The organism is Parafrankia sp. Ea1.12 (genome assembly GCF_900465275.1).
In the GTDB taxonomy this organism is placed as follows: Bacteria; Actinomycetota; Actinomycetes; order Frankiales; family Frankiaceae; genus Parafrankia; species Parafrankia soli.
This window is the reverse complement of record NZ_UBIZ01000338.1, coordinates 1-26,562: the sequence shown is the minus strand read 5'-3', so window position 1 is coordinate 26,562 and position 26,562 is coordinate 1. Positions and strand designations below refer to the sequence as shown.

The following is a 26,562-nucleotide window of genomic DNA, read 5'->3' as shown; positions in this document are numbered from 1 at the left end:
GCGGCCGCGCCGGCCGCCAGGGTCCGGCATCCGGCTCCGGATGGTCCGGAGCCGGGAATCCGACGCCCTTCGGGAGCCTGACACCCCGGTCCACCCGCCGCGACCGGCGGGGGACGGGACGCCGGATGACGCCGGCCGCCGTCCAAAGCATTCACCAGCGCCACCTGGCCGCGTCTACAAGGGGGCGCCGACGGGACGGTGGGTGGGGCCCGCCCGGCCCACCGCCCGCACGGCACCGTCAACGGCCGGCGCCCGGCTCACGGCTCACAGCGGCGATCCGTCGCCGGAGGAAGGCCCGGGCCTCGACGGGAACGGAGGATCGACTCCTGTTACGCTTCTGCGGAGCGGAGGCTCCGTTCCGGAACCTGGAGGGTTCATGATCCAACCTGCCCGCAGAGCCCACCACCAGGTCACGTTCGCCGTACTGGCGCTCGCCGTGGCCACCTACGCCCTGCTGCAGTCACTGGTCACCCCCGTGCTACCCACGATCATGGAAAGCCTGCACACCAACCAGACCACGGTCACCTGGGTGCTGACCGCCTACCTCCTCTCCGCCTCGATCTTCACCCCGATCATGGGCCGCATCGGCGACGCCGTCGGCAAGAAGAAAATGCTGCTGGTCGCCCTCGGCGCACTCGCCGCGGGCTCGGCGCTGGCCGCGATCGCCACCGGCATCACCCTGATGATCATCGCCCGTGTCATCCAGGGCGTGGGCGGCGGCATCCTCCCGCTCGCCTTCGGCATCATCCGCGACGAGTTCCCCCTCCCGAAGGTCTCCAGCGCCATCGGCGTCCTGGCCGCGCTGACCGCGGTCGGCGCCGGCCTCGGCCTCGTCCTGGCCGGCCCGATCGTCGACCTGCTCGACTACCACTGGCTGTTCTGGGTTCCCCTGATCATGGTGCTGCTGGCCACCGCGGCCGCCGTCGTGTTCATCCCGGAATCCGCCATCCGCACCCCCTCCAGGATCAGCATCACCTCGGCACTGCTGCTCTCCGCCTGGCTGGTCTGCCTGCTGCTCGGCCTCTCCGAAGGCCCCGACTGGGGCTGGACGTCCGGCAAGGTGCTCGGCCTGCTCGCCGGCGCCGTCGTCATCGGCGGAGCGTGGGTCGTCGTCGAGGCCCGCTCCACCGCCCCACTGATCGACATGACCATGATGCGCCTGCCGGCCGTGTGGACCACCAACCTCGTCGCCCTGCTCATCGGCGTCGGGATGTACGCCCTCATGGCGTTCCTGCCGCAGTTCGTGCAGACCCCGGCCTCCGCCGGATACGGCTTCGGCGCCACCATCACCGAATCCGGGCTGATCCTGCTGCCGCTGAGCATCACGATGTTCGCCGTCGGGATCGCCTCCGGCCCGTTGGCCGCCCGCTACGGCTCCAAGGCCGTCGTCGTCACCGGCTCCGCGGTCACGATCATCTCCTTCGCCCTGATCGCCTTCGCCCACCACGACAAGTGGGAGGTCTACATCGCCACCGCGGTGATGGGCATCGGGCTCGGCCTGGCCTTCTCCGCCATGGCCAGCCTCATCGTCGAGGCCGTCCCCGCCCACCAGACCGGCGTCGCCTCCGGCATGAACGCCAACATCCGCACCATCGGCGGCTCGATCGGCGCCGCACTGATGGCCACCATCGTCACCTCCGGCGCCGGATCCGACGGCATGCCCAAGGAATCCGGCTACACCAACGGCTTCGCCATGCTCGCCGGCGCCACCGTGCTCGCCCTGATCGCCGCCCTCGCCATCCCGGCCGCCCGCCGGGGCCACCCGGCGACCGCCCAGGACCTGCCGCACGCCGAGCTGGGGCTGGTGCCCGGCGGCGCCCTGCTCGGCGCCGACCCGGAGTAGACCGCACCAGCCGGTGCGTACCGGCTAGGGCCCTACCAGCCGGGACAATCAGACCAGTCGCCCCCGTCAGGCCGACCACGGTCCGTCGGCGCCCACGGCTATGGTGGTAGCCGATGATCGTGTAACGATGCTGAGGCGGACTACAGTGATCTCCACGGCTACCGGCGGTGGGAACCAGAACACCGGAGACAGCACCGCGACCGACGCCGGGCCGCGGCTGCGCCGAGACGCCGCCGCCAACCGTCAGCGCCTGATCACCACCGCGATCGAGGTCTTCAACGACGAAGGCATCGAAGCCGGCGTCGAACACATCGCGCAGCGCGCCGGGCTCGGCATCGGCACGCTCTACCGCCACTTCCCCACCAAACAGGCACTCATCGAATACCTGATCCACGAGATCCTCGCCGACATGGCCGGGGCCGCCGAAACCGCCCGCAACGCGCCCGGCGGGCACGGCCTGGAACGCTACGCGCGCGCCGTCGCCAACACCATGGCCGCCCACCGCGGCTGCCTGGCCCGCCTGTGGGAACGCGCCCCCGCACCCGAACAGGAGAAGATGCGCCACACGGTCGCGGACCTGCTGCGCGACGCCCAGACCGCCGGCGTGATCCGCGACGACGTCACCCTGACCGACGTCCTGATGACCCTGCGCTCCGTGCGCGGAGTCGTCGAGGCCCCCGGCGACAACCCCGCCCAGGCCTGCCAGCGCCACCTCGACTTCATCTTCGCCGGCATGCGCCCCGCCTCCGTCCAGCGGTAACCGGGAACAACAGAAGTCCACCGGCAGACCTCGACCCACCGGCCGCACGGGCGTGTCGAACCCGCGGACGGCCGGTGGGTTCGACATACCATCTGACTCCTGACAATGATCAGGAGAGGCTGTCTGGTCGTGACGCTCGCCGCCCGGGAACGGGCACACCCACAAGTGGACGACGCGGTCACCAAGGCGGCGACCCGCTACCGGCGCAGCCGCCGCCTGGCCGGCATCGGCATCGGCGCGCTACTCCTCACCCCCGGCTGGGCCCTGGCCGCCGCCACCATCGCGCGGCACCTGACCGGAACCCACCCGGGCACCCCCTGGACCGCCGCGGCCATCGTCCTGGCCGCCGCGGGAACACTCGGCTACGCCGCGATCTTCGGGAGCCGGTCCGGCGCCCAGATCCGGGAGCGACTGCCCTACGACCGGGTCGACGACCTGGCCTACCACTACCTGCGCGTACGCCAGGAAGCCGCCGCCGGCGGCGCGACAGCGCCCCCACCCGAACTCCTGACCGCCGCCGGCCGCGCCGCCCGCCGCCTCAGCGTCACCTGCCCGCACAGCGCCTCCCGACTCAAGGCCGCGATGCTCGCCCAGCGCTACTTCGACACCGCGGCCGGCGCACGCACCCCGGGCCGCCGCCACGGAGCCCTCGACCTCGCTGAAACCCTCGAGACAACCCACCACCTCCTCGCCTCTCTCCGCCCCGTCTGACCGACCCCGACGGCGCCGATCGACCCCGATCGGCAACGCTGGAACGCCGGCCCCGCAGAGACGTCCACAGATATACAGATCACCGGTATATGCTGATGATGTGGGTATTGAGGACATTCGCGAGCCGACCTTCCTGGTGCTCGCGGCACTCGCCGACGGCGCCAAACACGGGTACGCGTTGATCCGCGAGGTCGACACCATCTCCCAAGGCCGGGTGACTCTCCGAGCGGGCACCCTCTACGCCGCCCTCGCCCGCCTCGCCGACCAGGGCCTCGTCCGCCAACGCGGCGAGGAGGTCGTCGACGGCCGGCTACGGCGCTACTACGACCTCACCGACGCCGGCGCCGAGGTCCTCGCCGCACAGGCCGACCGACTACGGGCGAACGCCGCCGAGGCTGACCGCCGGCTCCGCTCCCGGGCCCACCTGCGGACGGCCCAGGCATGAGCACCCCGCGCCTCGAGATCACCTACCGTCAGCTGCTGCGGTGCTACCCACACCGCTGGCGGCAGGACAACGGCGACGAGGTCGTCGCCACCCTCCTCGACGCGGCGGACGCCGACGGACGCACCAGGCCGACCCCCGGCGACGTCGCCGATCTGGTCGTGCACGGACTCGCCACCCGGTGCGGCGCCTCACTCGGCCTGGTTCCCGCCGCGGTGTGGCACCGCATCGCCACGACGGCCTTCGCGTCCCTCGCCGTGCTGTCGGCGGGCCTGCTCGTCGTCGCGGAGTGGCTCCCTGAACCGTGGCCGCCCTCGGGCGCACCCACCAGCACCGGCCTGAGCTTCGGCCCGTTCGTCACCCTCGGCGTCCTCGTCTACCCGCTGCCGATCCTCGCGTTCACCGCCGCCGCGTGCGGCGCCCGGAGCGCCGCACGCGCACTTCTGGGGCTCACCTGCCTCGCGGTGTGCGCCACGGTGCCGGCCGCCGCGCACAGCGACGCCGAACGGCCCCAGATGTACCTGCTCGTCGTCCTGTGCCTGCTGGCCGCGATGGCGGCCGCCGGCCTGCCGCCGACGATCCGCCGACGCGACCTGTTCGCCGCGGCGGCGGTGTTCGGCCTGTTCCTCGCCGTGGCGACCGCCCGCAGCATGGCGCATTTTCACCAGGCTTACTCCGGCGCTCCCTGGAACTACTGGAGCTACCCGTTGCTCGCCTACCGCGGCCCCACCGGGCTCCTCGACACCCTCGAGATGACGATCCCGGCTGCCATCGTCATTGGCGCCCTCGCCGCGACCGGGGTCAGCGTGCGGCACCCCGGCTGGATCCTCACGACCTCCGTGGTCGGCGGAACCTGGTCACTCATGCCGATCGCGAACTCGGTCCGCTACGGGCGCTGGGCATGGGAGGACAACTACGCCGGGAGCGGATTCGTCATCCTGTTCGGCCTCATCACGATCGCAGCCGCCATCGACCTGTTCCGCGCCGCCGGACTGAGAGTTGTCCGGACCGACACGGCTGTCACTCCGGAAGCGAACCCGGGGGAGCCGGCGGACGGGTGCAGGTGAGGTCGGCGCTGGGCAGGGTGCCCGACCGCAGGTAGGCATTGACTGCGTCGTCGACACAGCCGCTGCGCCCGCCGTACACGCCGTGCACCCGTGCTCCGCGCAACGTCACCAGCCGCGACGAGGACAACGCCCGGTGCAGCGCCCGGCTGCCCGCGTACGGCGTGCGGTTGTCCTTCTCCGCGGCCACCACCAGCGCGGGTACGGCGTTCGCCACCCGGGTCGGTGCCTCCACCGGGCGCACCGGCCAGAACGTGCACGGGGTCAGGTTCCAGATCGCCGCACCCACATGCGGCTGCGCCCGCTGATGACGGCGGATGTCCGCCAGGTACTCACCGGCCACACGGGACGCCGGCACATCCCCGCACAGGACCGCGAGCTGCGCGCTCTGGAACGCGCTGATCGACCCCTCCGGCACCGCCTCCACCCGGCGCCCGGGTGACCCGCCGGGCAGCGTCGGACCGCCGGTCGCGACCCCGTCCAGGAACTCGTCGAGGTAGGGGTTCTCCGCCGGCGCGCGGCCATCCGCCGCGTCGGCGAAGGCCCGCACACCCATCGCCAGGATGTCGGACGCCTCCGCACTGTCGTCGACGAGTGCATCCATGAGCAGCCCCGGGATGTCCCCGGCGTCGTACTCCACGCCGTCCACGGTCAGCGGACCGCGCGCGGCCGCGGCGTAGATCCGGTCGACGGTGGCCAGCACCTCCGCGGCCGTGCTGCCAAGCCCGAACTGGGCGTCCCGCCCGGCGGCCCAGCCGGCCCACTCCCGCAGCGCGCCCTCGAGCAGATCCCCGGTGTCGCGCAGCACCCGTGGGTTGTACGTCGTCGGATCCACCACGCTGTCGAGAACGAAACGATCGACCCGGTCAGGGAACATCTGCATGTACACCGCACCCAGGTAGGTGCCGTAGGAAAAGCCGAGGAAGGACGTCTTCCGCTCATCAAGCGCAGCACGGACAATATCCATGTCACGAGCGGTGTTCCGTGTCGACGCGAACGGCAGCACATCGGCGTGCACCGCGCACGCCTGCGCTATCGCGGCCTGACCGTCGGCGGTGCGATCGAAACTGTCCTGGTCGGGGCCGCCGGCGCGCGGCCAGGGCCGCTTCAGGATCGGCCCGCAGTCCAGCGGTGCGCTGCGGCCGACGAAACGGGGGTCCATCCCGACCACGTCGAAGCCGTCCGCCGCCTCACCGAGCAGCCCACGCAGGTCCAGGGTGGCGTCCAGAGCGGGGCCGCCGGGACCGCCAAGATTGATCATCAGAATGCCGCGCCGGTGGGCGGTGTCGGCCGCCCTGATCCGGGACACCCCGAGGGTGATCTCCCGGCCGTCGGGGCGGGCGTAGTCCAGCGGGACGCTGATCCCGGCGCACTGCGCGCCGGCCGCGTCCAGGTAGGAGCCGATCGCGTCGTTGGGGCCGGTCCGGCACTCGTGCCAGCGCACCGGCTGGTTCTCGAACGGGGCGAGGGCCGGGTTCAGGCTCGCCACACCGGGCGGGGCGGGATCGGGCGCGCCGTCCGCCGCCAGCGCCCCGGGGATCGGCCCGGCGAAGGAGCTGACCCCGACGAGGGCCGCGGCGCCGACAACGACACCGCACATCCACGTGCGTTTCTCATCTCGTCTCATCGCCAGCCAGGATCAACGCGGACGGCCTTTTCCCCGAGGTCCCGGGAAACCGGGCGTTTCCATGATCAAGGCGACATTGATGTTATTTGGAGGCACTCGGGGATTCCGTTTGCCTTGTATGTGGGTTGAAAGGTGTTCAAGGAGGAGTCGGTGGCCGACTGATCAAGATCATAAACTGGAAGGCGGTGGCGTCAACACCGTTGACTATCTTGAGTCTCGGGACACCGCGCAGGGGCGCGGGGCGGACACGCCGCTCCCCCACCGCATCTGTCTGGCGTTCCAGCGGCAGGTCGTCGACGCCTTCGTACGCTCAGGCCTGCGCTGACCGGGCGGGCAGGAGATCCGCGCTGCCGCCGGGGCCGACGACCGCGCGGACGTCGCCCGGGCCCACCTGCTCGCCGCACTGCGAGCAGGTGGGCACCGTGTGGAAGACCTCGCCGCAGCCGCGGTGCCGCACGTTCACCGGCGGGCCCGCGGGCGCGGCGTACCGGTCGCCCCACTGCCGCATCGCGGACAGCACCGGCCACAGGTCGCGGCCCTTGTCGGTGAGCCGGTAGTCGTAGCGCGGCGGATGCTCCCGGTAGGCGGTCCTGGCCAGGACGCCGGCCTCGACCAGACCGGTGAGGCGCTGGGTGAGCACGTTGCGGGAGATCCCGAGCCGCCGCTGGAAGTCGTCGAAGCGGCTCACCCCCAGGAAGGCGTCGCGCAGGATCAGCATCGTCCACCACTCGCCGACGACCTCGAGGCACTGGGCCACCGAGCAGTTCATGTCCGCGAAGCTCTTGCGCTCCATGACCGGCACGTTAGTCAGTTGCGTGACGGAACGCCAGCGCCCTAAGTTCAGTTGCATGACAGAACTGATGATGGACCGGGGCGTCTCGCCCTCACGACGCCGCGAGGCGTCCGGACGCGAGGTTCTGCTGATCGTCTGCAGTGGCGTGATCCTGGCGAGCCTCGACCTGTTCATCGTCAACGTCGCGCTGCCGCAGATCGCCCACGATCTCGGCGAGACCGACCTGAGCCGGCTGTCGTGGGTGCTCAACGGCTACGCGGTCGTCTACGCGGCGCTGCTCGTCTTCTTCGGACGGCTCGCCGACCGGTACCGCCGCGACCTCGGCTTCCTGCTCGGCGTCGCGGTGTTCACGCTCGCGTCGGCGGCCTGCGCGGCGGCCACCACCGTCGACATGCTGATCGGCTTCCGGCTCGTGCAGGCCGCCGGGGCCGCGCTGGTGACACCCACCTCACTGGGTCTGGTGCTCGCGGCCCACGAACCCGAGCGCCGTCAGGGCGCCGTGCGCACCTGGACCGCCGTCGGCGGGATGTCGGCGGCGATCGGCCCGGTCGTCGGCGGGCTGCTCGTCGCCGCCAGCTGGCGCTGGGCGTTCCTCGTCAACGTCCCGGTCGGCCTCGCGGCCCTCGTCGTCGGCTGGCGCCGGCTGCCACGCCTGGCCGGCCAGCCGACCGAGCGGCCCGACGCCGTCGGTGTGCTGCTGGCCACCGGCGGGGTCGGCCTGCTGACCGCCGGGCTGGTCCGGGGGCCGGACTGGGGCTGGTCCTCGGCGGCGCTGGTGGGATCCCTCGCCGGCGGGGTCGGCCTGCTCGTCCTGTTCGCCGTCCACTGCGCCACCAGCCGGAACCCGCTCGTGCACCCGTCCCTGTTCACCTCCCGGCACTTCACCGGCGCCTCGGTCGTCGCGCTGTTCTTCTCCGCCTCCTTCGGCGCGATGCTGCTGTCGATCGTGCTCTGGGAGCAGGGCCAGTGGGGATGGTCCGCGCTGCAGGCCGGCCTGGCCATGGCGCCTGGGCCGCTCATGGTCCCGCTCGTCTCGTTCGGCATCACCGGCAGGCTGATCGCCCGCTACGGGCCGGCGAGCGTCATCGGGCTGGGCAGTGTCATCTTCGGCGGCGGGGTCGCCTGGTGGGCGCTCGCGATCACCACGGAGCCGGACTACGTCTCCGGCGTGCTCGGCGGCATGACCCTCACCGGGATCGGCGTCGGCCTGACCCTGCCCACCATGATGTCCACGGCCGCCGCGTCGCTGCCCCCGCAGTCGTTCGCGACCGGCTCCGCGGTCGTCAACATGGTGCGCCAGACCGGCATCGCCCTGGGCGTCGCCGTCACCATCGCGGTGCTCGGCGAGTCGTCGGTGGCCAGCGGCATCCCGCTGCACCTGTTCACCCGGGTCTGGTGGGTCACCGCCGCCCTGTCCGTCGCCGGAATCGTGCCCGCCGTGGCCCTCCTGCGCCGCCCCGCCCGCGCGGCTTGAGCACCCGACCGGCGACGTTGTCGACCGGTGGCGTTCGGGGCCGCGAACCGGTTGACTTTAGGCCGCCGGGCCGGTGTGGGCCCGGTGCCGGCGGTGGTCCGGTCGCACCGGCGACTCGCCCGCGGCGGACGGCTGCCGGCGTGTGTCCGATCGCCACGCCGTCGCGCGTGGCGTCTGGTGTGAGGAGCCGGTCCGTGTCCGAAGCCCCGTCCCGCGTCGCGATCGTCACCGGAGCGGCCCGCGGCATCGGCGCCGCCATCGCGCAGCGCCTGGCCCGTGACGGCATGGCGGTGGCCGTGCTCGACCTCGAGGAGTCAGCGGCCAAGACCACCGTGGACGCGATCGCGGCCGCGGGCGGGAAGGCGATCGCCCTGGGTGCCGACGTCTCCGACGCCGCCGCGGTGGACGCGGCCGTCGCCCGGGTGGCCGCCGAGCTCGGCGCGCCGACGGTGCTGGTCAACAACGCCGGTATCACCCGCGACAACATGCTGTTCAAGATGACCGAGGGCGACTGGGACGCGGTCATGGGCGTCCACCTGCGTGGCTCGTTCCTGACCGCCCGGGCCACCCAGAAGTACATGGTGGACGCGAAGTGGGGCCGGATCGTCAACCTCTCCAGCATCTCCGCGCTGGGCAACCGCGGCCAGGCGAACTACTCGGCCGCCAAGGCCGGCCTGCAGGGCTTCACCAAGACGTTGGCGATCGAGCTGGGCAAGTTCGGCATCACGGTGAACTGCGTGGCGCCCGGGTTCATCGTCAGCGACATGACGCGGGCGACCGCCGAGCGCCTGGGTGTCGGCTGGGAGGACTACCTGGCCGTGGCGAAGTCGAAGATCCCGGTCGCCCGGCCCGGCGAGGTCGACGACATCGCCCACGCGGTGTCGTTCTTCGTCGGCGAGGGCGCCGGCTTCGTGTCCGGCCAGGTCCTCTACGTCGCCGGCGGCCCGAAGGCCTGAGCCTGTCTGCACGATCAGCCCGGGCGGGCGGACCTCATCGTGGTCGGGTTCGTGTCGGTGGCGGGCATGTCGATGCTCCTGTCAGGCTCGGCGGTCAGGCCAGGTCAGGTCGTCGGTTCGGTCGGGTCGGGTCGGGTGACTCGGTCAGGTCGGGTGGGTGGCGGGGCGGCATCGGGTCGACGTCGTCGGGCATGGCGCGCAGGACGTCGTCGAGGCGCCGGTAGCGCTCCTCGGCCTGGCGGCGGTACCGCTCGAGCCACGTCGTCAGGAGGTCGAGGACGTCGGCCTCCAGGTGCATCGGACGCCGCTGTGCCTGCCGGCCGCTGCTGACCAGGCCGGCGTCCTGCAGCACCCGCAGGTGCTTGGACACCGCCTGGACGGTCATGTCGTAGGGTGCGGCGAGCTCGTTGACGGTGGCGTCCCCCACCGCCAGGCGCGCCACGATGTCGCGCCTGGTCGGGTCCGCCAGCGCCGAGAACACCCGGGACAGCGTGTCCGCCGCCACCACCGGCACTCCCCCTCCGCATTCCCCAGGCCGGCCACGATCAGCCGGCCACTTCCTCAACCGATTGGTTGAATACCGAGCTTAGGTCGCCTCACCCAGGTCGTCAACCAGTTGGTTGAGGACAGGGCGCGGCGACCGGCCGCCACTGTTCGTCCCGCCGCGGTCACTGCCGTGGGCCCAGGGCTCATCCGGGGCCGGGGCCGCCTGCGCCGTCCGCAAGGATGGACTCCGGGCCGGACAGGGGCCGCAGCGAGCTCGCGGAGGAGAACGGCGTGAACGGGCACGACCAGGACGGCTCCGGCACCGGCGGACACCACGGGCACGGACACGACAGCAACGGGCTCGACGACGGGCTCGACCTCGAGCACGGCAGCGGGTTGCTGCGCGACCTGCTCGCCGGTGCCCTGGCGCGCCCGGTGTCGCTGGTGCGCACCCGTCCCAAGCGGCCCCCGACGCCCACCGCCGAGCAGGTCCGTTCCGGGCAGGTCGTCGCCTGCCACGTCTACGCCGACGGCCAGCGGGTCCCCGACGGGTCGAACATGCTGACCGCCGCGCACATCGCCCGCCGTCACCATGGCGCGTTCGCCTGGCTGGGCCTGTTCGAGCCCACCGACTCCGAGCTGGAATCCATCGCCGGCATCTACGGCCTGCCCGCGCTCGCCGTGGAGGACGCCGTCGTCGCCCACCAGCGACCCAAGATCGAACGGTACGGCAGCACGCTGTTCGTGGTGCTCAAGACCGCCCGCTACGTCGAGCACGGCGAGCTGACCGCGGACACCGAGGTCGTCGTCACCGGCGAGGTGATGGTCTTCATCGGCTCCGACTTCGTCGTCACCGTCCGCCACGGTGCGCACGGTGGGCTCCAGCAGCTGCGCGGCCAGCTGGAGGGACGGCCGGAGATGCTGCGCCACGGGCCGTCCGCGGTGCTGCACGGCGTGTGCGACCGGGTCGTCGACGACTACCTGGCGGTCGTCGACCGCATCGAGGCCGACGTGGACGCCGCCGAGGCGTCGGTGTTCGAGCACTCGGCGCGGCCGTCGGTGGAGAAGCTCTACCAGCTCAAGCGCGAGATCCTCGAGTTCAAGCACGCGGTGAGCCCGCTGACCGCCCCGCTGCGGTCGCTGTCCGACACCCCACTGCCGATGATCGACCCGCATGTGCGCGACCACTTTCGGGACGTCTTCGACCATCTCGTGCAGGCCACACAACGGATCACCCACCTCGACGAGCTGCTGTCGTCGATCCTGCAGGCGACACTGACGCAGGTGACCATCGCGCAGAACGAGGACATGCGCAAGATCAGTGCGTGGGTGGCGATCGGGGCCGTGCCCACCGCGGTCGCCGGGATCTACGGAATGAACTTCGAGCACATGCCCGAGCTGCGGCAGGTCTGGGGCTATCCGGCCGTGCTGGTGACGATCGCGACCGCCTGCCTGTTCCTGTACCGGGCGTTCCGCCGCAACGGCTGGCTCTGACTCCTCGGGAGCCCTCGGCCGTGTCGCGGTGTGTGTGCCGCACCGGCCTGGGCATGCCGTAGCGAGGAGGTGGTGCCCATGGCGCGTCCGGCGTCGCCACTGGGCCCACCGATCGAGGTCGTGGAACCGGACCCCGCGGTGGCCGACCTGCTCGGGGTGCTGCGCCGCCACCTCGGCATGGATCTCGCCTGGCTGGGCCGGGTCGAGGGCAACCTGCTGGTGCTACAGGTCGTCAACGGCGACGCGGCCGGTTTCGGCATCGCGCCGGGCAGCACGATCCGCCGCGAGGCGGCTCTGTACGCCCAGGTACTTGCCCACGATCAGCCGGTCATCATCCCCGACACCCACCGCGACCCGCGGACCGCCGGCGCGGGCACCGTCCAGGTACTGGGTATCGGGGCGTACGTGGCCACGCCGGTCTACGACAACGACAACGACATCTACGGCATCCTTGGCTGCCTCGCGCACCAGCCCCGCCCGGAGCTGCGCGAACGCGACGGCCGGTTCCTCAGCCTGCTGGCCGCGTTCCTCAGCGACGCCGTCATCGACCTGCACCGGGTGTGGGAGACGCGCAGCCGGGTCTCCCGGGTGATCAACGACCTCATCGACGCCGGTGGCCCGCAGATCGTCTTCCAGCCGGTGGTCGACCTCTCCGATGGCGGCGTGGTGGGAGTCGAGGCACTGTCACGCTTCCCGGGATCGACCGACGACCCGGAGGGCTGGTACGCCGTCGCCAGCAGCGTCGGGCTCGGCACGGACCTCGAGCTGACGGCCATCCGGCGCGCACTGACCGTGATGTCCGAGCTGCCCCGCTCGGTCACCCTCGCCGTGAACGCCTCACCGGCCACCATCACCTCCGGTCTGGTCGGCCTGCTGGCCCCGTTCCCGGCCTGCGAACGACTGATCGTCGAGATCACCGAGCACGAGTACTTCAGCGCCGACCCGGTGGTCATGCGCGGCATCCACGCGCTGCGCGCGCTCGGCGCCCAGATCGCGGTGGACGACATCGGCACCGGCTACGCCGGCCTCGAACAGCTCATCCACCTGCGGCCCGAGATCGTGAAACTCGACTACCTGATCACCCACGGGATGGACGGCGACCCCGCCCGCCGCGCCGTCGCCGCCGCCATCGTGGACGTCGCCGCGGAGATCGGCGGCTGCGTGATCGCCGAGGGCATCGAGAACACCGCCGAGCTGCGGGTCGCCATCGACGCCGGCATCGACTTCGGCCAGGGCTACCTGCTCGGCGCACCCGCCCGCACCGCACGCGCCGCCTGCGCCCCGGCCGTCGCACTCGCCAACTACCCCGGCTGACCCCCGCACGACGGGGCGCGAGCCGACGTACGGCGCCGGTGTTCCGGTGTTCCGCGGAACACCGGGTCCGGTTCAGGGGTGGCCGGTCTCCGGCAGGTCGACGGTGTTGCGGCGGTAGTGGATCCTCCAGCCGTCCGGAGTGCGCACGTGCCGGCTGTGGTGGTGTCCGAACCAGATGACGCGGGTCAGCCCGTCGTCCTGGGTGCGGCCGACTCCGTAGAGCATCGTGGAACGGGCGGTGTCACCGTCGACGGTGATCCGCGGGTTCATCTCCATGCGGACAACTGCCGGCGGGTTCTTCTCCATCACCGCGGCGAGCATCTCCCTGATCGCGGCCCGCCCGCGTGCCGTCCGACCCGTACTCATCTCGAACTCGCCGTCCTCCGCCCACAGCTCGGCCCAGGCATCGAGGTCACGTGCGTCGAGCAGCTCGCCGTAGTCGATCAGACTCTGCCGGATCTCCTCCCGGTCCTCCAGCAGTTGCACGCGCTCTTCGAGGCTCAACCTGCTTCTGCTCATGGCGAGTAGCTTGACCAAAAAATTTGTACTCAGTCAAGATAATTCTCTCGGCAGCACCGCCCGGTCGCACAGCACGGTCGCCGCGCCGCGCGTCGCCTCAGGGTGGTAGGTAGAGGTCGAACCTGCTCTCGTCCGGGTCATCCCTGGAGAGTTCCATCCGAGTCAGTAGCCGGGCCTCGACGTCGACGACGCCATGCAGCGGCCGGCCCGCGCGCCAGCGTTGCAGGTTGTCGGCGAAGAGGTCGAAGCCGCGACTGAGGCCGCCGGGAGCCGACCAGGACAGGTGCGGCAGGATCCGGACGCGGGCGTCATGGCGCAGCGGATGGTCGGCCGGCAGCGGTTCGGGGTCCGTGACGTCCAGACTGGCGCGGGACACCGTCCCGGCGGCCAGCGCCCGGACCAGCGCGTCGGTGTCGACGATCCGCCCCCGGGCGACGTTGACCAGGTGCAGACCGGGCTTGGTGACGGCGAACGCCGCGTCGTCCAGCAGCCGGTCCGTGTCCGGGGTCAGTGGCGCGGCCACGACGAGGTGGTCCGCCTCGCCGACCAGCTCGGGCAGGGTCCGCACCACGGTCACGGTCGGCTGTTCGGCCGGGCGTCCGCTGCGACGCAGGGCCAGCAACCGGGTCCCGAACCCGTCCAGCCGGCGAGCCAGCTCCTGACCGATGGACCCGAATCCGATCAGCCCTACCGTCCGACCGACGAGAGTGCCCAGCGGCTCGGTGAGGAACGGCTCGTTCGTCTCGGCCTCCCAGATCTGCGGGATCCGCTTCTCGGCGGCGAGCAGCAGGCTGACGGTGAGCTCGGCGATCGCCGGGCTGTTCGCCCCTCGGCCGCACGTCACCGCGCGGCCGGAAAGGCGATCGAGTGGGAAGCCGTCGACACCGGTCGACAGGAAGTGCACCCAGTCGGCCCGGTCGACCGCCGCCAGCACGGCGCGCGGCCGCGCGCCACGCAGCACCGCGGGCATCACCAGCGCTGTCACCGGTCCGGGCGGTTCCGCCGGCACGGCCTCTCCACCGAGGACGTCGACGACGTGTGCCTCGGTGCCGAGCCGGGAGCGGACCTGGTCGACGAACGGGCTCGGCAGCACCGCCGCGATCACCACGGAGGTGCCCGGCCGGGCGCGAGGTGAGGCGCCGGGGATTGAGGTGAGCGACATGGTGCGCTGGCTCCCGTCAGGCTCCTGTGGCGAGTTCGAGATGCGTGGCGTTCCGCTGCGCGGCCGGCAGCTGCGCGAGCACCTGCCGCAGTGCCTCCGCGACGCGCTGCGAGGTCTCCGCGGGAAGGCCCTGCCTGGCCCAGAGGGCCAGCGGCAGCGGGGCCGGCCTGGGCAGGTCGTCGCGGGCGACGAGGCCCTCGGGGGTCTGACCGAAGGTCGCCATCAACGCGATCCCCAGACCGGCCCCGACCGCCGCCTGCACACCGGCGAGCTGCATGGCCTCCGCGCCGATCACCGTCTCGACCGCGTGCAGCGACAGCGTCTCCAGGGCCCGGGACCGCAGCGCGCAGGGCTGGTCGAAGGCCACCACCGAGATCGGCTGCGCCGCCGCCGGCCGCCGCCAGGCCGGGGCGGAGTACCAGGTCAGCTCCAGCTCGCCGACCGGCCACGTGCGCGGGTCGTCGGCCGGGCCGATCAGCAACGCCAGGTCGATCCGGCCGGCCTCGAGCCCTTCGCGCAGCGTGGTGCCCCGGTCGATGCGGAACCGGACGCGGTGCTGCGGCAGCGACTGCCCCAGGACCGCGGCGAGGACCGGCAACAGTTGGGCCGCGCCGTGCTCGGTCGAGCCGATGAGCACGGTCTCCTCGATCTCCTCCAGGCCGAAGCCGTGCAGGGTCTCGTCGTGCAGGCTCAGGATCCGCCGGGCCTGGCCGAGCAGTTGCTCGCCGTCCCGGGTGAGCTGGGATCCACGCCCCTGGCGCTCGACCAGGACCCGTCCGGTGGCGGATTCGAGGCGGCGCACGTGCTGGCTCACCGCCGCCTGGCTGAGATGCAGTGCCGTCGCGGCCCGCTGGAAACCGCCACAGTCCGCGACAGCCACGAAGCTGCGCAGCGGCGCGATGTCCAGAGTCCGGCGCATGCCACACACGCTACTTGTCAAACTCTTTATGTTCATCGGGATAATAGAAAATCATCACGAGTCGTGATGGGTCTCCATCGCGAAGCGTCGTTGGACATCCGGTCAGGCACCCCGCATGCTGATCGGCATGGCCCAGTCGACCACCGTGCTGCTCACGTGTCGTCGCTGGTTGGACCATGCACGCAGTCAGGCCACCCGCTGTCGCTGACCCGATCCGTCCGCCGACCCGATCGGGCCGAGGACCGACTCCCGGTTGCCCTGCGTCACCATCGATCCGCACCGTCGCCGATCTGACCTGACCAGTCCGTGCGAGGCGCCGACCGGAGGACGAGGCGGCACATCCCGTTCAGATCCCCTCCCGTCCCACCGGCGCGCCCGTCATACCGGATCCGGCGCGATCCGGTGGACGGGGCCACCCCCACGCGCTCGTCGCGCGATCATCAGGAAGGTTCCACCGATGTCCGCTCGCACGCTCAAGCTGGGTGCCGTCCTCTTCGGGGTCGGCGGCCCCGGGCAGCACAACACCTGGCTCAGCCCCGAGATCCCGGGCAACGCCAGCGTGGACATCCGCTGGTACATCGCCCGCGCGCAGCAGGCGGAGGCCGCGAAGTTCGACCACATCTTCATCGTGGACAGCCAGTTCATCACCCCGGACTCGCCAAACCACTACCTCAGCCGGCTCGAGCCCCTGACGCTGCTGTCCGCGGTCGCCGTGCACACCAGCCACATCGGCCTGGTGGGGACGATCACCACCTCCTACAACGAGCCGTTCAACGTCGCCCGCCGGCTCGCCTCGCTCGACCACATCAGCGGCGGCCGGGCCGGCTGGAACGTCGTCACCAGCGGTGACGCCGGGACCGCGGGCAACTACAGCCGCGACGAGCACTACGACTACGCCACGCGGTACGGGCGGGCGCACGAGCACGTCCGGATCGCGCAGGGGCTGTGGGACTCCTACGAGGCCGACGCCTTCCCCCGGGACAAGGACCGCGGCGTCTTCTTCGACCGCGACCGCCAGCACGCGCTGAACCACAAGGGCGAGTACTTCTCTGTGGTCGGGCCGCTCAACCTCGAGCGCACCCCCCAGGGCCAGCCGGTGATCTTCCAGGCGGGTGATTCGGAAGAGGGCCGCGACCTGGGGGCGAGCATCGCCGACGCGATCTTCAGCCACGCCCAGACCCTCGAGCAGGCGCAGGCGTTCCGCAGCGAGCTGCGGGCGCGCGCGGCAGCCAAGGGGCGCAACCCCGAGCAGCTGCTCGTCATCCCGGGCATCTTCCCGATCATCGCCGACACCGACGAGGAGGCCCGTGCCAAGGAGGACGCGGCCCTCGGCGCGAAGAGCTTCGAGCGGGCGCTGGCCGAACTCGGCCGTCCCTTCGGCTGGCACGACTTCTCGCAGTACGACCTGGACGCGCCGTTCCCCGAGGTCGGCGACGCGGGCGCGCTCAGCTTCCGGACCCAGGCGGACGGGATCAAGAAGCTGGCCCGGGAGAACAACTTCACGCTGCGCCAGGTGGTCGAACACCAGCTCGAGGCGTTCCGCTCGCCGTTCGTGGGCTCACCGCGCACCGTCGCGAACGAGATCGAGCGCTGGTTCGAGAACGGCGGCTTCGACGGCATCAACATCATGGTGACGGTGCCCAGCGAGTTCGCCCAGTTCGTCGACCAGGTGCTGCCGCTCCTGCGTGAACGGGGCATCGCCCGCAGCGAGTACGAGTCCACGACGCTGCGCGGCAACCTCGGCCTGCCCATCCCGGAGAACCGGCACACCGCGGCCCGCCGCCAGCAGCAGCACTCCGCTGTCGACACCGCGCCCGTCCTCGGCACCGGCTCCGTGGCCGCGACGGCCGCCGCGGCCACGGAGCCGGCACTTATTTCCTGAGTCCAGGCCGCGACGGCACCGGCGTCCCGCGCGGCGGTGCCGTCGGCGGCGCGTTCCCCGAAGGGGCAGGAGTGTGATCCCATGACCTACCACCGCACCGCTCCCCCGCCGCACCGCGGTGTCCTCGGCGACGTGCCGACCGCCGGACGGGCCGCGACGCAGATCTTCGATCCCGGGCGGCTGCGGAACGTCTTCGGGGCCTTCCCCTCGGGCGTGGCGGCGGTGGCGGCGCTGGTCGAGGATGTGCCGGTGGGGATCGCGGCAAGCTCGTTCACCTCGGTCTCCCTGGACCCGCCGCTGGTCTCGCTGTGCATCGGCCACACGTCCAGCACCTGGCCCGCGCTGCGCGCCGCGCCGCGGCTCGGGCTGAGCATCCTCAGCGCCGAGCAGGAACGGGCGGCCCGTCAGCTCGCGGGCAGGCAGGGCGACCGCTTCGCCGAGCTGCGCTGGCGGGTGACCGACGACGGGGCCGTTCTGCTGGACGGGGCCAGCGCCTGGATCGAAACCAGCATCGACCAGCAGGTACGCGCCGGCGACCACGACATCGTCGTGCTGCGCGTGCACGACCTGGACGCCGACCACGACATCAGCCCACTGGTGTTCCACGCCAGCCAGTTCCGCAGGCTCGAACGCTGGGCGCGCGGGATCACCAGCAGGTGAACGCCGTGGGTGGCCAGGTCCGGAAGCTACACCGGCTGGGCGGCGACCGGCCCTGTCTCCCAGATCGTGCTGGGGATCTCCGACCGTAGGATCGGGGCCACCTCGGCGAAGAAACGCTCGAGGTGGTCGCGGGTCGAGCCCAGCTCGTTCGTGTAGGTGGAGAAGAAGCCCTCCACGCCGACCCCGAAGACCTGATTGCCGAACTTCTGCTGCAGGCCCATGAGCTTCTCGGCTATTTGCTCAGCCGTTCCCACCAGCGCCGATCCGTTCTGCAGAAAATCTTCCAGGGAGTCGAACGGGAAGGCGGCCCGGTCACCGAAGTGCTCGCGGACCGAGACCTCGTAGGCGGGCCGGGTGATCGCCAGTGCGTCCTGGGAGCGGTCGGTGATGATCGGTGAGTGCACGCCGACCGCGACCAAGGCGGTGTCGGGCTCGTGGCCGTGGAAGGCGAGCCGCTCCCGGTAGTGGCGAACGAGATCCAGATAGTGGTCGACCCTGCGCAGTCCGTTGGCCGAGTACAGCGGATCACCCCAGCGTGCGGCGAGCTCGGTGGAGCGGGGACTGGTGGCCGAGCCGTGCCACACGCGGGGAGCCGGCCGCTGCAACGGGTGGGGCTCGATGGTCGCGTTGGTCAGCTTCGGGCGGAAGCGGCCCTCCCAGGTGACGTTCTCCTCCCGCCACAGCCGGCGGACCAGTTCGTAGCCCTCCTCCAGGCGGTCCCACAGATCGGCGTCGGCGACGTCGAAGACACCCGGTGCGACCGGATCGCCGCCCTTGCCGATGATCAGATCGAGGCGGCCGTCGCTGAGATGGTCGAGGGTCGCGTAATCCTCGGCCGCCCGGACGGGATCCGTCAGGGACAGCACGGCGACGGTGGTGACCAGGCGAATCCGGGTCGTCCGCGCCGCGATGTGCGACAGGATCACCGCCGGCGACGAGGACAACAGGGCCGGGTTGTGCCGCTCCCCGACTCCGAAGGCGTCGTAGCCGATCCGCTCGGCCCACAGGGCAAGGTCCACGACCTCACGGAACCGGTCGCGCTGACTGAGCGGTGGACGCCCGGCGCCGGTGCTCTGTTTGGGTACCAACGTGCTGGCCAGGAACTTCACGACCGACGGCCTCCACCGGGATCAAGCGAGGAATCACACCCGCTGCCAACTCCGCGACGCCGCTGTCAACTTTAGACCGGCCAGTCCTGTCGGTTCAGCGGTCGAGGTAACTCAGCGACCGGGTGATGCGGCGAGGTCGTTTGCGCGTGATCGCCGTAGCCCTCGAAGGACCGCTTCCGGCGCCGCCGGCCGGCCCACCGCCCGGAACTCGAACTGATGTGATCCGGCGGCGCACCCGGCGCGAATTGTGTGCATGGCAGGTATCGAACGGCGGGTCACCCGGGTGTGGAAGGACGGCACCCGGTACGACATGCTTGTTCCGGCACTCGTCGGCGACTTGGTCGGCGCGCCGACGCTGACCGCGGCCGCGGACGGGATGCGGCTGCTGGACGCTGTGGCGGGCCGAGCGGGGACACGTGCCCGCGTCCGGGCGCTGCTCGGGGTGGAATGCCTGTCGTCGCGGCAGATTGCCGCACTGGCCGCTGGACGCGTGGTGGCGCCCGGGCATGTCGGTGACGAGCAGCTCCGTCGATTCACTCGGGCCTGCGCGGACGCCGTGACCGCCCGCCGGATCGGCCCCGACGAACTGCGGCGCGCCCACCGGGCCGTCGCGCCCGGCGGGGGCACCGTGCGGACCGGTGTCGTCTGGATCGGCGGTGTGCCCACGCCCGCTCGGGCGCAGTTCGTCCCGCCGCCGGTCGAGGAACTCGACCGGCTGCTCGCCGACCTGGCGGCCTTTCTGGACCGGGAGGACCTGTGCCCGGTGGCGCAGGTCGCCATCGGCTACGCACAGCTCGTCCTGATTCACCCGTTCACGGACGGCAACGGCCGCCTGGGCCGCTGGCTGCTGCAGGTGATGCCCCGCCGGCGCGGGCTGGTCCGCGATCTGTTGGCCCCGATGGGTCTGTACTTCCTGGCTAACGCGGCGGCCTACCGGGCGGCGCACGCGGCGTACCGCGCCGGGGACGTGGACCGGTGGTGCGCCTTCTTCGCCGATTCGGTACTGCGGTGCTCGACCGCGGCGACCGATGTCCTCGCGCCGGCAGCCGGCCGCAGCGGCCATGCCGCCGCCCTCGCTCCCACCTCCACCGAACCGTTTCGAAAGGAAGGCCATCGTCCATGAGGATCAGACGGGCGTCTGCACCGACCGGAGAGGAAGCTCGCCCACGCCGCGGAGCGCGGCTACGGCGTTCCTTCGCTGTGATGACGGCGGCTACCGCAATGCTCGGCGCGGTCCAGGCCGTCGCCGTTCCGGCGCCGGCCGAGGCTGTGTCCTGCAACCTGAGCGCGTTCGCGGTCTGGGATACCAGTGACGACTGTCTCCAGCAGTTCATCTGGGAGATCATCGGGTCCGGCGGCTTCATCGACCCGAACCCGCAGTTCGTGCCGGTGCAGAACCCGCCGCCCCCGCCCCCGACGCCGGTACAGCGCACCCGCGCCGAGATCTTCCGCACTGTCCGGGACAGGGCACAGTACGTCCTGGACTCCTTCGATAGCTGTAACGGGCACATCTCCGAACTCGAGGGGTCTCAGGCCAGGGACGCACTACGCAACGCCGTCATCATCAGTTCACCTGTTCCGGACATGCAGGTCCCGAACACTGTCGCGACCTACGATGCGAATGCTGTGGTGTTCCCGGGCGGACAGAAGGGAGTCATCACACTTTTCCCCAGTTTCTATGAGAGCTCGGCGTCGACACTGCGGTCGATCTTCGGGACGTATCAGCTCGATCAGGAGCCGACACTCGACGAGCTCCGGGTCGTCGCCCTGCTCCACGAGGTGGGACACATCACGGAAGTCAACAACCACCCGGTCAACGATCCGGGCGCGGACTTCAACGTCGGCATCCTTCGGGAGTGCATTGGCATCACCGCCACCAAGCCGGGGCTCCAGCCGGAGGCACCGACGCAGAACTGAAGGCTGTACAGGTGGCAGGCGCCTGTCGATACCCCCATCTGCCCGGCGGGTTCTGATCAAGCTCGATCTCCCCACCATGGCAGGCGGGCGTAGCGTCCAGGCAGGCCGAGGTCTGGCCTGGCGACACGCGCCTGCCCCTCCTGGCCGGGTACTTCGACGGCGACGGCCGACTGCTGGGCTGTGTCGCCCCGAACTAGACGTCGAGCCGCTACGGGTCGCCCTCGCCTGGGTGAACAGCGCCTCCGACCCGCTCGTGGCCGGGTTCGCCGAGGTCGTCCGCGAACTCGCCGCCGCTTCGGTGCCCGGCTGACACCGGCCCACAGGCGGGGTCAGGGCCGAGGCGCGTCGGGCGCACCGGCGATCGGCGAGTAGGCCGACGAGTCACCGGCTCGGACGACACTCGGCCGGCCGTCGGTACCGACCGGGAGGTCGCCCGCCACCGTCACGCGGTGCACGATTCGGGGCTCGGTCGTGTAGTCGTTGACGGCGTAGTGCTGGGTCGCCCGGTTGTCCCAGATCGCGACGTCGCCGGTGTTCCAGTGCCAGCGAACCTGGTTCTCGGGCCGGCTGACGACCTCGGCGAAGATGTTCAGCAGCAGTGCCGACTGGGTTTGCGAGACTCCCTTGAGCTGCTTGACGAATCCGCCGAGCACCAGGGCGCGTTCGCCTGTCTCGGGGTGGACCCGGACGACGGGGTGCTCCGCCTCGAACTCGATGGAGCGGAACTCCTCGAACTTCGCGATGAACTCCTCCGGCAGCCCTTCGAGGTCCTGCCGACGCAGGCCGTAGTCATGCTGGTTGGTGTGGAAGACCCGCAGGCTCTCGGCGAGCGCCTGGAGCTCGAGCGGGAGGTCGGTCAGGGCGGTGGCGGTGTTGCCCCAGACCGTGTCGCCGCCGGTCGGCGGGATCTCCACGCCCCGGAGCACCGAGATCGCCGGTGGGTTGACGACGAACGTCACGTCGGTGTGCCAGGCGCCCGCCCGGCCGCCCTTGGAGGCGTCCAGCTCGTGGATGATCGGGTAGCCGGCCAGCGACGTCTGCGTCGGGTGCGCCAGCGTGAGCTCCCCCAACGTGCGGGTGAAGGCGATCTGGCTGTCGGGGTCCAGGTGATGCTGCCCCCGGAAGAACAGCACCTTGTGCTTCAGCAGCGCCTGGCGCAGCGCCGCCACGGTCGCGGCGTCGAGATCGCCGGACAGGCGGACACCGTCGACGCGAGCGCCGATGCGGAGAGTCAGGGGGGTGACGTCGAGGTCGACGTCCACAACGGCCGGGCTGGTCATGGTGCGGCTTCCTTCCGGGAGGAGTTGCGGGCCGACGGGATCAGGGGCGGCGGCTCGGAGAACCCGGGGCGCGAGGCGGGCGGGAACCAGTGCGGGTGGATGGTCACGATTTGGCCGGCGTTGCCGGAACGGACGACGACGCCACCGCTGAGGGAGTGACCGACGCCGGGACCGCGTCGTTGAACTCGTCGGTGACGAAGTCGGCCACCACCACCTCGCGGGGGATCAGCTCGGCGTCGGTGAAGGCATCCGCCACCACCTGCAGCCGCTTGGCGACGTCGTCGTCGAGCGGGATCCAGACCCGGTTCTCGCGGCCCAGCGCCACCTTGGCGATCTCGGTCGTCAGACCGGTCTCGGTGGCCCACGCCTGCGCCCACGCGTCCGGGTTCTCGGTCGTCCAGGTGTAGGCCTTACGCAGTCGGGCCAGGAAATCCGCGATCGCGGCGTGCCTGCCGGGGTCGGCCACCGCCTCCGGGCGGGCGGCCAGGAAGGTCAGGCCGGTGCTGAGGCCGCCCTCGCCGTTCACCAGCACCCGGGCGCCGAGGTTCTGCTCGGCGATGGCGGTGTAGGGGTCCCAGATCGCCCACGCGTCCACGCTGCCGTTGTTGAACGCCGCCAGCGCGTCCGGCGGCTGCAGGTAGGCCGGGTCGATGTCGCCGAAGGTCAGGCCTTCCTTGTCCAGTGCGGCGAGCAGGTGGTGGTTCGCTGACGAGCCCTTGGCGACGGCGACCTTCCTGCCCCGCAGGTCCGAGACGGTCCTGATCGACGGGGCCCGCCGCGGTGTCCGGGGTGGTGGTGTCGCCGTTCGACGAGCAGGCGGCACCGAAGGCGAGCGCCGCGGCCAGCGGGACGACGACCCACCGCGGGCGGCGGCGGACGAGGGTGGACACGGGTGGTTCTCCTTCGGTTTCGGTCCGTCGGCCGGCCCGTCGGCCGGTCTGTCTGTCTCTCGGGACGTCGGCGGGAGAGCCGGGAACAGCGCGGGCGCCGGCCGAGGTCACACCGGAACCCCCAGCAGGCCGAGCAGCTGGGTGCGCAGCCGTCCGACTTCGGGGTCGTCGAGCCGGCGAGGCCGGTCGACCTCGACCGGGACGTCCTGGGCGATCCCGCCGTCGGCCATCACGAGGACACGATCGGCCAGCAGCAGTGCCTCCTCCACGTCGTGCGTGACCAGCACGACAGCCGGGCCGTGCCGCCTGCCACAGGTCCACGATCAGCGCCTGCATCCGCAGCCGGGTGAGCGCGTCCAGCGAGGCGCAGGGCTCGTCGAGCAGCAGCAGGTCCGGCGAGCGCACCAGCGCGCGGGCCAGCGCGGCGCGCTGCGCCTCCCCACCCGACAGCGTCAGCGGCCAGGCGTCGGTCCGGTGGTCGAGGCCCACTTCGGCGAGCGCGGCCAGGGATCGCAGGCGCACGTCGGGTCCGGTGAGGCCGAGCGCGACGTTGCGCCACACCTTTTTCCACGGCAACAGTCGTGGCTCCTGGAAGGCGACGGAGCGTCTGGTCGGGACGACCACATCGCCCTCGACCTCGCGGTCGATGCCGGCCAGAACGCGCAGCAGTGTGCTCTTGCCACAGCCGCTACGACCGAGCAGCGCGACGAACTCGCCGGGGGCCACCGTCAGGTCGAGCCCGTCGAGGACGGCCTTCTCTCCGACGGCCGGATCGGTGAACACCCGGCGCAGGCCTCGTACGGTGACGGCGCCACGCCTGGCGTTCTCCTCCGTGGTGTTCTTATTCCCGGTGTTCTCGTTCGCCGCGGTTTCTTTCACTGCCCCGAGAATCCGCGCCGCCACGACAGCGCCCCCTTTTCCAGCAGGCGGACGACGACGTCGGTCAGAAGCCCGAGCAGGCTGTACACGACGAGACAGACCACGATCACGTCGGTCTGCAGGAACTCGCGGGCGTTCATCATCAGGTAGCCGATGCCCTGGTCGGCGTTCACCTGCTCACCGATGACCAGCGCCAGCCAGGAGAACCCGAGGGCGTAGCGCAGCCCGACCAGCATGCCCGGCAGTGATCCCGGCAGCACGACGTGCCAGACCAGCTGCCAGCGGTTGAGCCCGAGTGTGCCGGCGGCTTCCACCAGGCGTTCGTCGACGTCACGGATGGCCGCGTAGGTGTTCAGGTAGAGCGGGAAGGCGACCGCCAGCGTCACCAGTGCGATCTTCGGGGCCTCGCCGATCCCGAACCAGATGATGAGCAGCGGGATGAGGCCGAGGAACGGAACGGTGCGCAGCATCTGCATGGGCGCGTCGATGAGATCCTCGCCGAGCCGGAACAGGCCGGAGAGCAGGCCGAGGACCAGCCCCGCGAGCCCGCCGAGGACCAGCCCGTAGCCGACCCGGCGCAACGAGACCGCCAGCGCCTCCGGCAGCGAACCATCGACGATCATGTCCCAACCGGTGCCGGCCACCGCGCTCGGAGCCGCGATCGTGTCTTCGGGGATGTAACCGACGACCGAGCCGACCTGCCAGATCGTCAACAGCAGGACGGGGCCGAACAGCCGACGGATCGGCCGGGGCAGGCTGCGCCGCTGCCGCAGTCCGGCCCCGGACAGCGTCTCGACGGCGGGCATGGGCCGGGCCCTCTCCCCCGGCGGGTCCGAGGCTGGCGGGGATTCGTCCTTCTGCCGGGACGTCACCGCGGGTGGGGGCACCGCCTGCCGGGACGCCGCCTCGACGAGCAGGTCCGACGCGTCGGGTGGTGACATGTCAGCCTTCCGTTGCTGCGCTGATTCTGTGACGTGGTTCGAGCGCGTCCGTCCCCTCTGACGTCCTTGCCGTCACCCAGCCGGGAATCGGTGTCAGACGGGAGGACTGACCGTCAGGGCGAACTCGCACATCGGAGCGTTTGCCAGGCGGGACCGGCCAGCCGCCCGGCGCCGCCGCAGGTGGGATGTTCGGTTGCGCTGGTGGCATGGCACAGCTACGAGTGCGCGACGTCGGAACTGTCAGACGAGCAAGTTCGGACGATCAGCGAGGAGACTTTCGTGGAGTGAGCGGCAGGCTCAGCGGCAGCGTCGACAGAGGGCGCTGGCTACCCGCCCGTAGTCGACGTGCGGGCGGTCGACCAAGATTGCATGACCGCTCATGTCAGGGACGGTACCGGCAGGCCAGAACTATGTCTACCAATTTAGTAGATAAAGCCCGGAACCTCTGCCAAGCTGGCCGAGGACGACCGCATGGTCGTGGTCGAAGCCTCATCCAGCGCGGCCGCGTCGAGCAGGGCGAAGACCCGGCGGAACGTCGACTCGTCCGGGACGCGGGCGATCCCCGGCGCGGCCGGGGCGCTGGTGCCGGGCCCGACTAGGTTGCGCCAGACGCCGCAGCGACACACTCACAGATCCGTAGCACGCTCAGGCCAGGACCCGCGACTTCGCCTGCTGGAACTCCTCCTCGCTGATCTCACCGTTCCTCCGGAGAGCGACCAGCTTCGCCATCTCATCGGCAACCCCCTGAGACTGCACCGCGGACGGCCGAAATGCCTGATGCAAGGCATGCTGCCGCTGCGCGTCCTCAAACGCCCGCTCACCCATTGAATCGCCACGGAATATGGTGTATGCCAGGACACCCAGCAGTGGAATGATGATTACCGCCGCCAACCAACCGGCCTTCGCCCAGCCGGAGAGGTCGCGACTACGAAAAACATCCGATACGACGATGAAGAGCAGGTACAGCCACAGGACAAACCCGAAGAAGAGCAGCATCGTCCAGAATACTGACAGAAGTGGATAATCCATTACGGAGCCCCCTTGCGCGCGTCAACAACGATCGTCAACGACGTCTCACGGGTCCGCCGCGCGGTTTCGGCGCCCGCCCTCGGTCGTCCCTGACAGCGCGCCGGCACCCCCGCGTGGTCCGACCGCCGACGACATTCGCGGTCTGCCGGCCTTCACCCGGGCCACTGGGGCCGGGGACGGTCGATGCCGACGGGTCCCCGGCCCCGCTCGTTGACCTGCCGTACTGATCCGTCCGGACCGCGCGGCCTCGGCGAGCGCCGCGAAATCACGTTCGTTCTGGTCCGGTCCCACTCCCACGGGCCGGGAAGCGTCTCGTCGAAGTCGTTGATGTCGAACACCAGGTGACGCTCAGGCGACGCGAGCAGACGGAAGTTGAGCAGGTGCGCGTCGCCGCAGAGCTGGACGTCGATC

25 protein-coding genes and 2 pseudogenes are annotated in these 26,562 nt (G+C 71.0%); 13 read left to right on the top strand and 14 right to left on the bottom strand.

Translation table 11 applies throughout. The features are described 5' to 3' along the window. The first annotated feature begins 376 nt into the window (after positions 1-376). From FMEAI12_RS18690 to FMEAI12_RS18670, 5 genes are all read left to right on the top strand, one after another. The gene (locus FMEAI12_RS18690) at positions 377-1,843 is read left to right on the top strand and encodes an MFS transporter (RefSeq protein ID WP_112107032.1); all 1,467 of its coding nucleotides are present in this window, start codon (positions 377-379) and stop codon (positions 1,841-1,843) included. A 127-nt stretch (positions 1,844-1,970) separates the two neighbouring features. Continuing rightward, the gene (locus FMEAI12_RS18685) at positions 1,971-2,603 is read left to right on the top strand and encodes a TetR/AcrR family transcriptional regulator (protein ID WP_235014178.1); all 633 of its coding nucleotides are present in this window, start codon (positions 1,971-1,973) and stop codon (positions 2,601-2,603) included. Positions 2,604-2,732: 129 nt separating this feature from the next. Next, positions 2,733-3,314, top strand: coding sequence for a hypothetical protein (locus tag FMEAI12_RS18680; RefSeq protein WP_131626261.1), 582 nt, complete (start codon positions 2,733-2,735; stop codon positions 3,312-3,314). A 100-nt stretch (positions 3,315-3,414) separates the two neighbouring features. After that, complete coding sequence (locus tag FMEAI12_RS18675) at positions 3,415-3,759, top strand: PadR family transcriptional regulator (RefSeq protein ID WP_112107029.1); 345 nt, start codon at positions 3,415-3,417, stop codon at positions 3,757-3,759. Next, positions 3,756-4,823, top strand: coding sequence for a hypothetical protein (locus FMEAI12_RS18670; RefSeq protein WP_112107028.1), 1,068 nt, complete (start codon positions 3,756-3,758; stop codon positions 4,821-4,823). The genes FMEAI12_RS18675 and FMEAI12_RS18670 overlap by 4 nt, the downstream gene beginning before the upstream one ends. Here the strand turns inward: FMEAI12_RS18670 and FMEAI12_RS18665 are convergent. Together FMEAI12_RS18665 and FMEAI12_RS18660 are read right to left on the bottom strand one after the other, a co-directional pair. Further along, positions 4,777-6,420: an alpha/beta hydrolase gene (locus FMEAI12_RS18665; protein ID WP_235014177.1), complete on the bottom strand. Its 1,644-nt coding sequence runs from the start codon at positions 6,418-6,420 to the stop codon at positions 4,777-4,779. The genes FMEAI12_RS18670 and FMEAI12_RS18665 overlap by 47 nt on opposite strands. 337 nt (positions 6,421-6,757) lie before the next feature. After that, the gene (locus FMEAI12_RS18660) at positions 6,758-7,240 is read right to left on the bottom strand and encodes a helix-turn-helix domain-containing protein (protein ID WP_112107026.1); all 483 of its coding nucleotides are present in this window, start codon (positions 7,238-7,240) and stop codon (positions 6,758-6,760) included. A 55-nt stretch (positions 7,241-7,295) separates the two neighbouring features. Between FMEAI12_RS18660 and FMEAI12_RS18655 the strand changes: the two genes are divergently transcribed. After that, on the top strand, positions 7,296-8,714 hold the full coding sequence (locus tag FMEAI12_RS18655) for an MFS transporter (protein WP_112107025.1): 1,419 nt from the start codon (positions 7,296-7,298) through the stop codon (positions 8,712-8,714). Between the two features lie 194 nt (positions 8,715-8,908). Next, on the top strand, positions 8,909-9,670 hold the full coding sequence (gene fabG / locus FMEAI12_RS18650) for a 3-oxoacyl-ACP reductase FabG (protein WP_020461636.1): 762 nt from the start codon (positions 8,909-8,911) through the stop codon (positions 9,668-9,670). 94 nt (positions 9,671-9,764) lie between these two features. Here the strand turns inward: fabG and FMEAI12_RS18645 are convergent, their stop codons facing one another. Continuing rightward, positions 9,765-10,175 carry a helix-turn-helix transcriptional regulator gene (locus tag FMEAI12_RS18645; RefSeq protein ID WP_112107068.1) on the bottom strand — a complete coding sequence of 137 codons (411 nt, stop codon included), beginning with the start codon at positions 10,173-10,175 and terminating at the stop codon, positions 9,765-9,767. A gap of 221 nt (positions 10,176-10,396) precedes the next feature. Between FMEAI12_RS18645 and FMEAI12_RS18640 the strand changes: the two genes are divergently transcribed. Both FMEAI12_RS18640 and FMEAI12_RS18635 read left to right on the top strand, forming a co-directional pair. Continuing rightward, complete coding sequence (locus FMEAI12_RS18640) at positions 10,397-11,650, top strand: magnesium and cobalt transport protein CorA (protein WP_112107024.1); 1,254 nt, start codon at positions 10,397-10,399, stop codon at positions 11,648-11,650. A gap of 78 nt (positions 11,651-11,728) precedes the next feature. After that, a complete protein-coding gene (locus tag FMEAI12_RS18635) occupies positions 11,729-12,964 on the top strand; it encodes an EAL domain-containing protein (protein ID WP_112107023.1) in 1,236 nt (411 codons plus the stop codon). A 72-nt stretch (positions 12,965-13,036) separates the two neighbouring features. Here the strand turns inward: FMEAI12_RS18635 and FMEAI12_RS18630 are convergent, their stop codons facing one another. From FMEAI12_RS18630 to FMEAI12_RS18620, 3 genes are all read right to left on the bottom strand, one after another. Beyond that, positions 13,037-13,483 (bottom strand): nuclear transport factor 2 family protein, encoded by a 447-nt coding sequence (locus tag FMEAI12_RS18630; protein WP_112107022.1) that lies wholly within the window; start codon positions 13,481-13,483, stop codon positions 13,037-13,039. Between the two features lie 97 nt (positions 13,484-13,580). Continuing rightward, positions 13,581-14,645: an NAD(P)-dependent oxidoreductase gene (locus tag FMEAI12_RS18625; protein WP_235014175.1), complete on the bottom strand. Its 1,065-nt coding sequence runs from the start codon at positions 14,643-14,645 to the stop codon at positions 13,581-13,583. 16 nt (positions 14,646-14,661) lie between these two features. After that, complete coding sequence (locus tag FMEAI12_RS18620; protein ID WP_112107021.1) at positions 14,662-15,564, bottom strand: LysR family transcriptional regulator; 903 nt, start codon at positions 15,562-15,564, stop codon at positions 14,662-14,664. 457 nt (positions 15,565-16,021) lie between these two features. Between FMEAI12_RS18620 and FMEAI12_RS18615 the strand changes: the two genes are divergently transcribed. Then, the gene (locus tag FMEAI12_RS18615; protein WP_112107020.1) at positions 16,022-17,446 is read left to right on the top strand and encodes an LLM class flavin-dependent oxidoreductase; all 1,425 of its coding nucleotides are present in this window, start codon (positions 16,022-16,024) and stop codon (positions 17,444-17,446) included. A gap of 81 nt (positions 17,447-17,527) precedes the next feature. Then, the gene (locus tag FMEAI12_RS18610; protein WP_112107019.1) at positions 17,528-18,106 is read left to right on the top strand and encodes a flavin reductase family protein; all 579 of its coding nucleotides are present in this window, start codon (positions 17,528-17,530) and stop codon (positions 18,104-18,106) included. A 26-nt stretch (positions 18,107-18,132) separates the two neighbouring features. On the opposite strand, the gene FMEAI12_RS18605 is transcribed toward FMEAI12_RS18610, so the two are convergent. Further along, the gene (locus FMEAI12_RS18605; RefSeq protein WP_112107018.1) at positions 18,133-19,215 is read right to left on the bottom strand and encodes an LLM class flavin-dependent oxidoreductase; all 1,083 of its coding nucleotides are present in this window, start codon (positions 19,213-19,215) and stop codon (positions 18,133-18,135) included. 253 nt (positions 19,216-19,468) lie between these two features. On the opposite strand from FMEAI12_RS18605, the gene FMEAI12_RS18600 reads away from it, so the two are divergent. Together FMEAI12_RS18600 and FMEAI12_RS18595 are read left to right on the top strand one after the other, a co-directional pair. Further along, the gene (locus FMEAI12_RS18600) at positions 19,469-20,338 is read left to right on the top strand and encodes a Fic family protein (RefSeq protein WP_112107017.1); all 870 of its coding nucleotides are present in this window, start codon (positions 19,469-19,471) and stop codon (positions 20,336-20,338) included. Between the two features lie 98 nt (positions 20,339-20,436). Next, on the top strand, positions 20,437-21,132 hold the full coding sequence (locus FMEAI12_RS18595; RefSeq protein ID WP_112107016.1) for a hypothetical protein: 696 nt from the start codon (positions 20,437-20,439) through the stop codon (positions 21,130-21,132). Positions 21,133-21,461: 329 nt separating this feature from the next. Here FMEAI12_RS18595 and FMEAI12_RS18585 read toward each other — a convergent pair whose 3' ends face one another. From FMEAI12_RS18585 to FMEAI12_RS18555, 7 genes and pseudogenes are all read right to left on the bottom strand, one after another. After that, positions 21,462-22,412 (bottom strand): TauD/TfdA family dioxygenase, encoded by a 951-nt coding sequence (locus FMEAI12_RS18585; protein ID WP_112107015.1) that lies wholly within the window; start codon positions 22,410-22,412, stop codon positions 21,462-21,464. Between the two features lie 103 nt (positions 22,413-22,515). Continuing rightward, positions 22,516-23,235, bottom strand: coding sequence for an ABC transporter substrate-binding protein (locus tag FMEAI12_RS18580; RefSeq protein WP_235014174.1), 720 nt, complete (start codon positions 23,233-23,235; stop codon positions 22,516-22,518). Positions 23,236-23,409: 174 nt separating this feature from the next. Then, positions 23,410-24,094: pseudogene (locus FMEAI12_RS18575) on the bottom strand (ABC transporter ATP-binding protein). Between the two features lie 83 nt (positions 24,095-24,177). Next, positions 24,178-25,122, bottom strand: a complete 945-nt coding sequence (locus tag FMEAI12_RS18570) for an ABC transporter permease (protein WP_112107013.1) — start codon at positions 25,120-25,122, stop codon at positions 24,178-24,180. A gap of 422 nt (positions 25,123-25,544) precedes the next feature. After that, positions 25,545-25,748 (bottom strand): hypothetical protein, encoded by a 204-nt coding sequence (locus tag FMEAI12_RS18565; protein WP_112107012.1) that lies wholly within the window; start codon positions 25,746-25,748, stop codon positions 25,545-25,547. Between the two features lie 19 nt (positions 25,749-25,767). Further along, entirely contained in the window at positions 25,768-26,151 is a 384-nt protein-coding gene (locus FMEAI12_RS18560) for an SHOCT domain-containing protein (RefSeq protein ID WP_112107011.1), read from the bottom strand. Positions 26,152-26,435: 284 nt separating this feature from the next. Continuing rightward, positions 26,436-26,562: pseudogene (locus FMEAI12_RS18555) on the bottom strand (DUF2252 family protein); the annotation flags it as partial.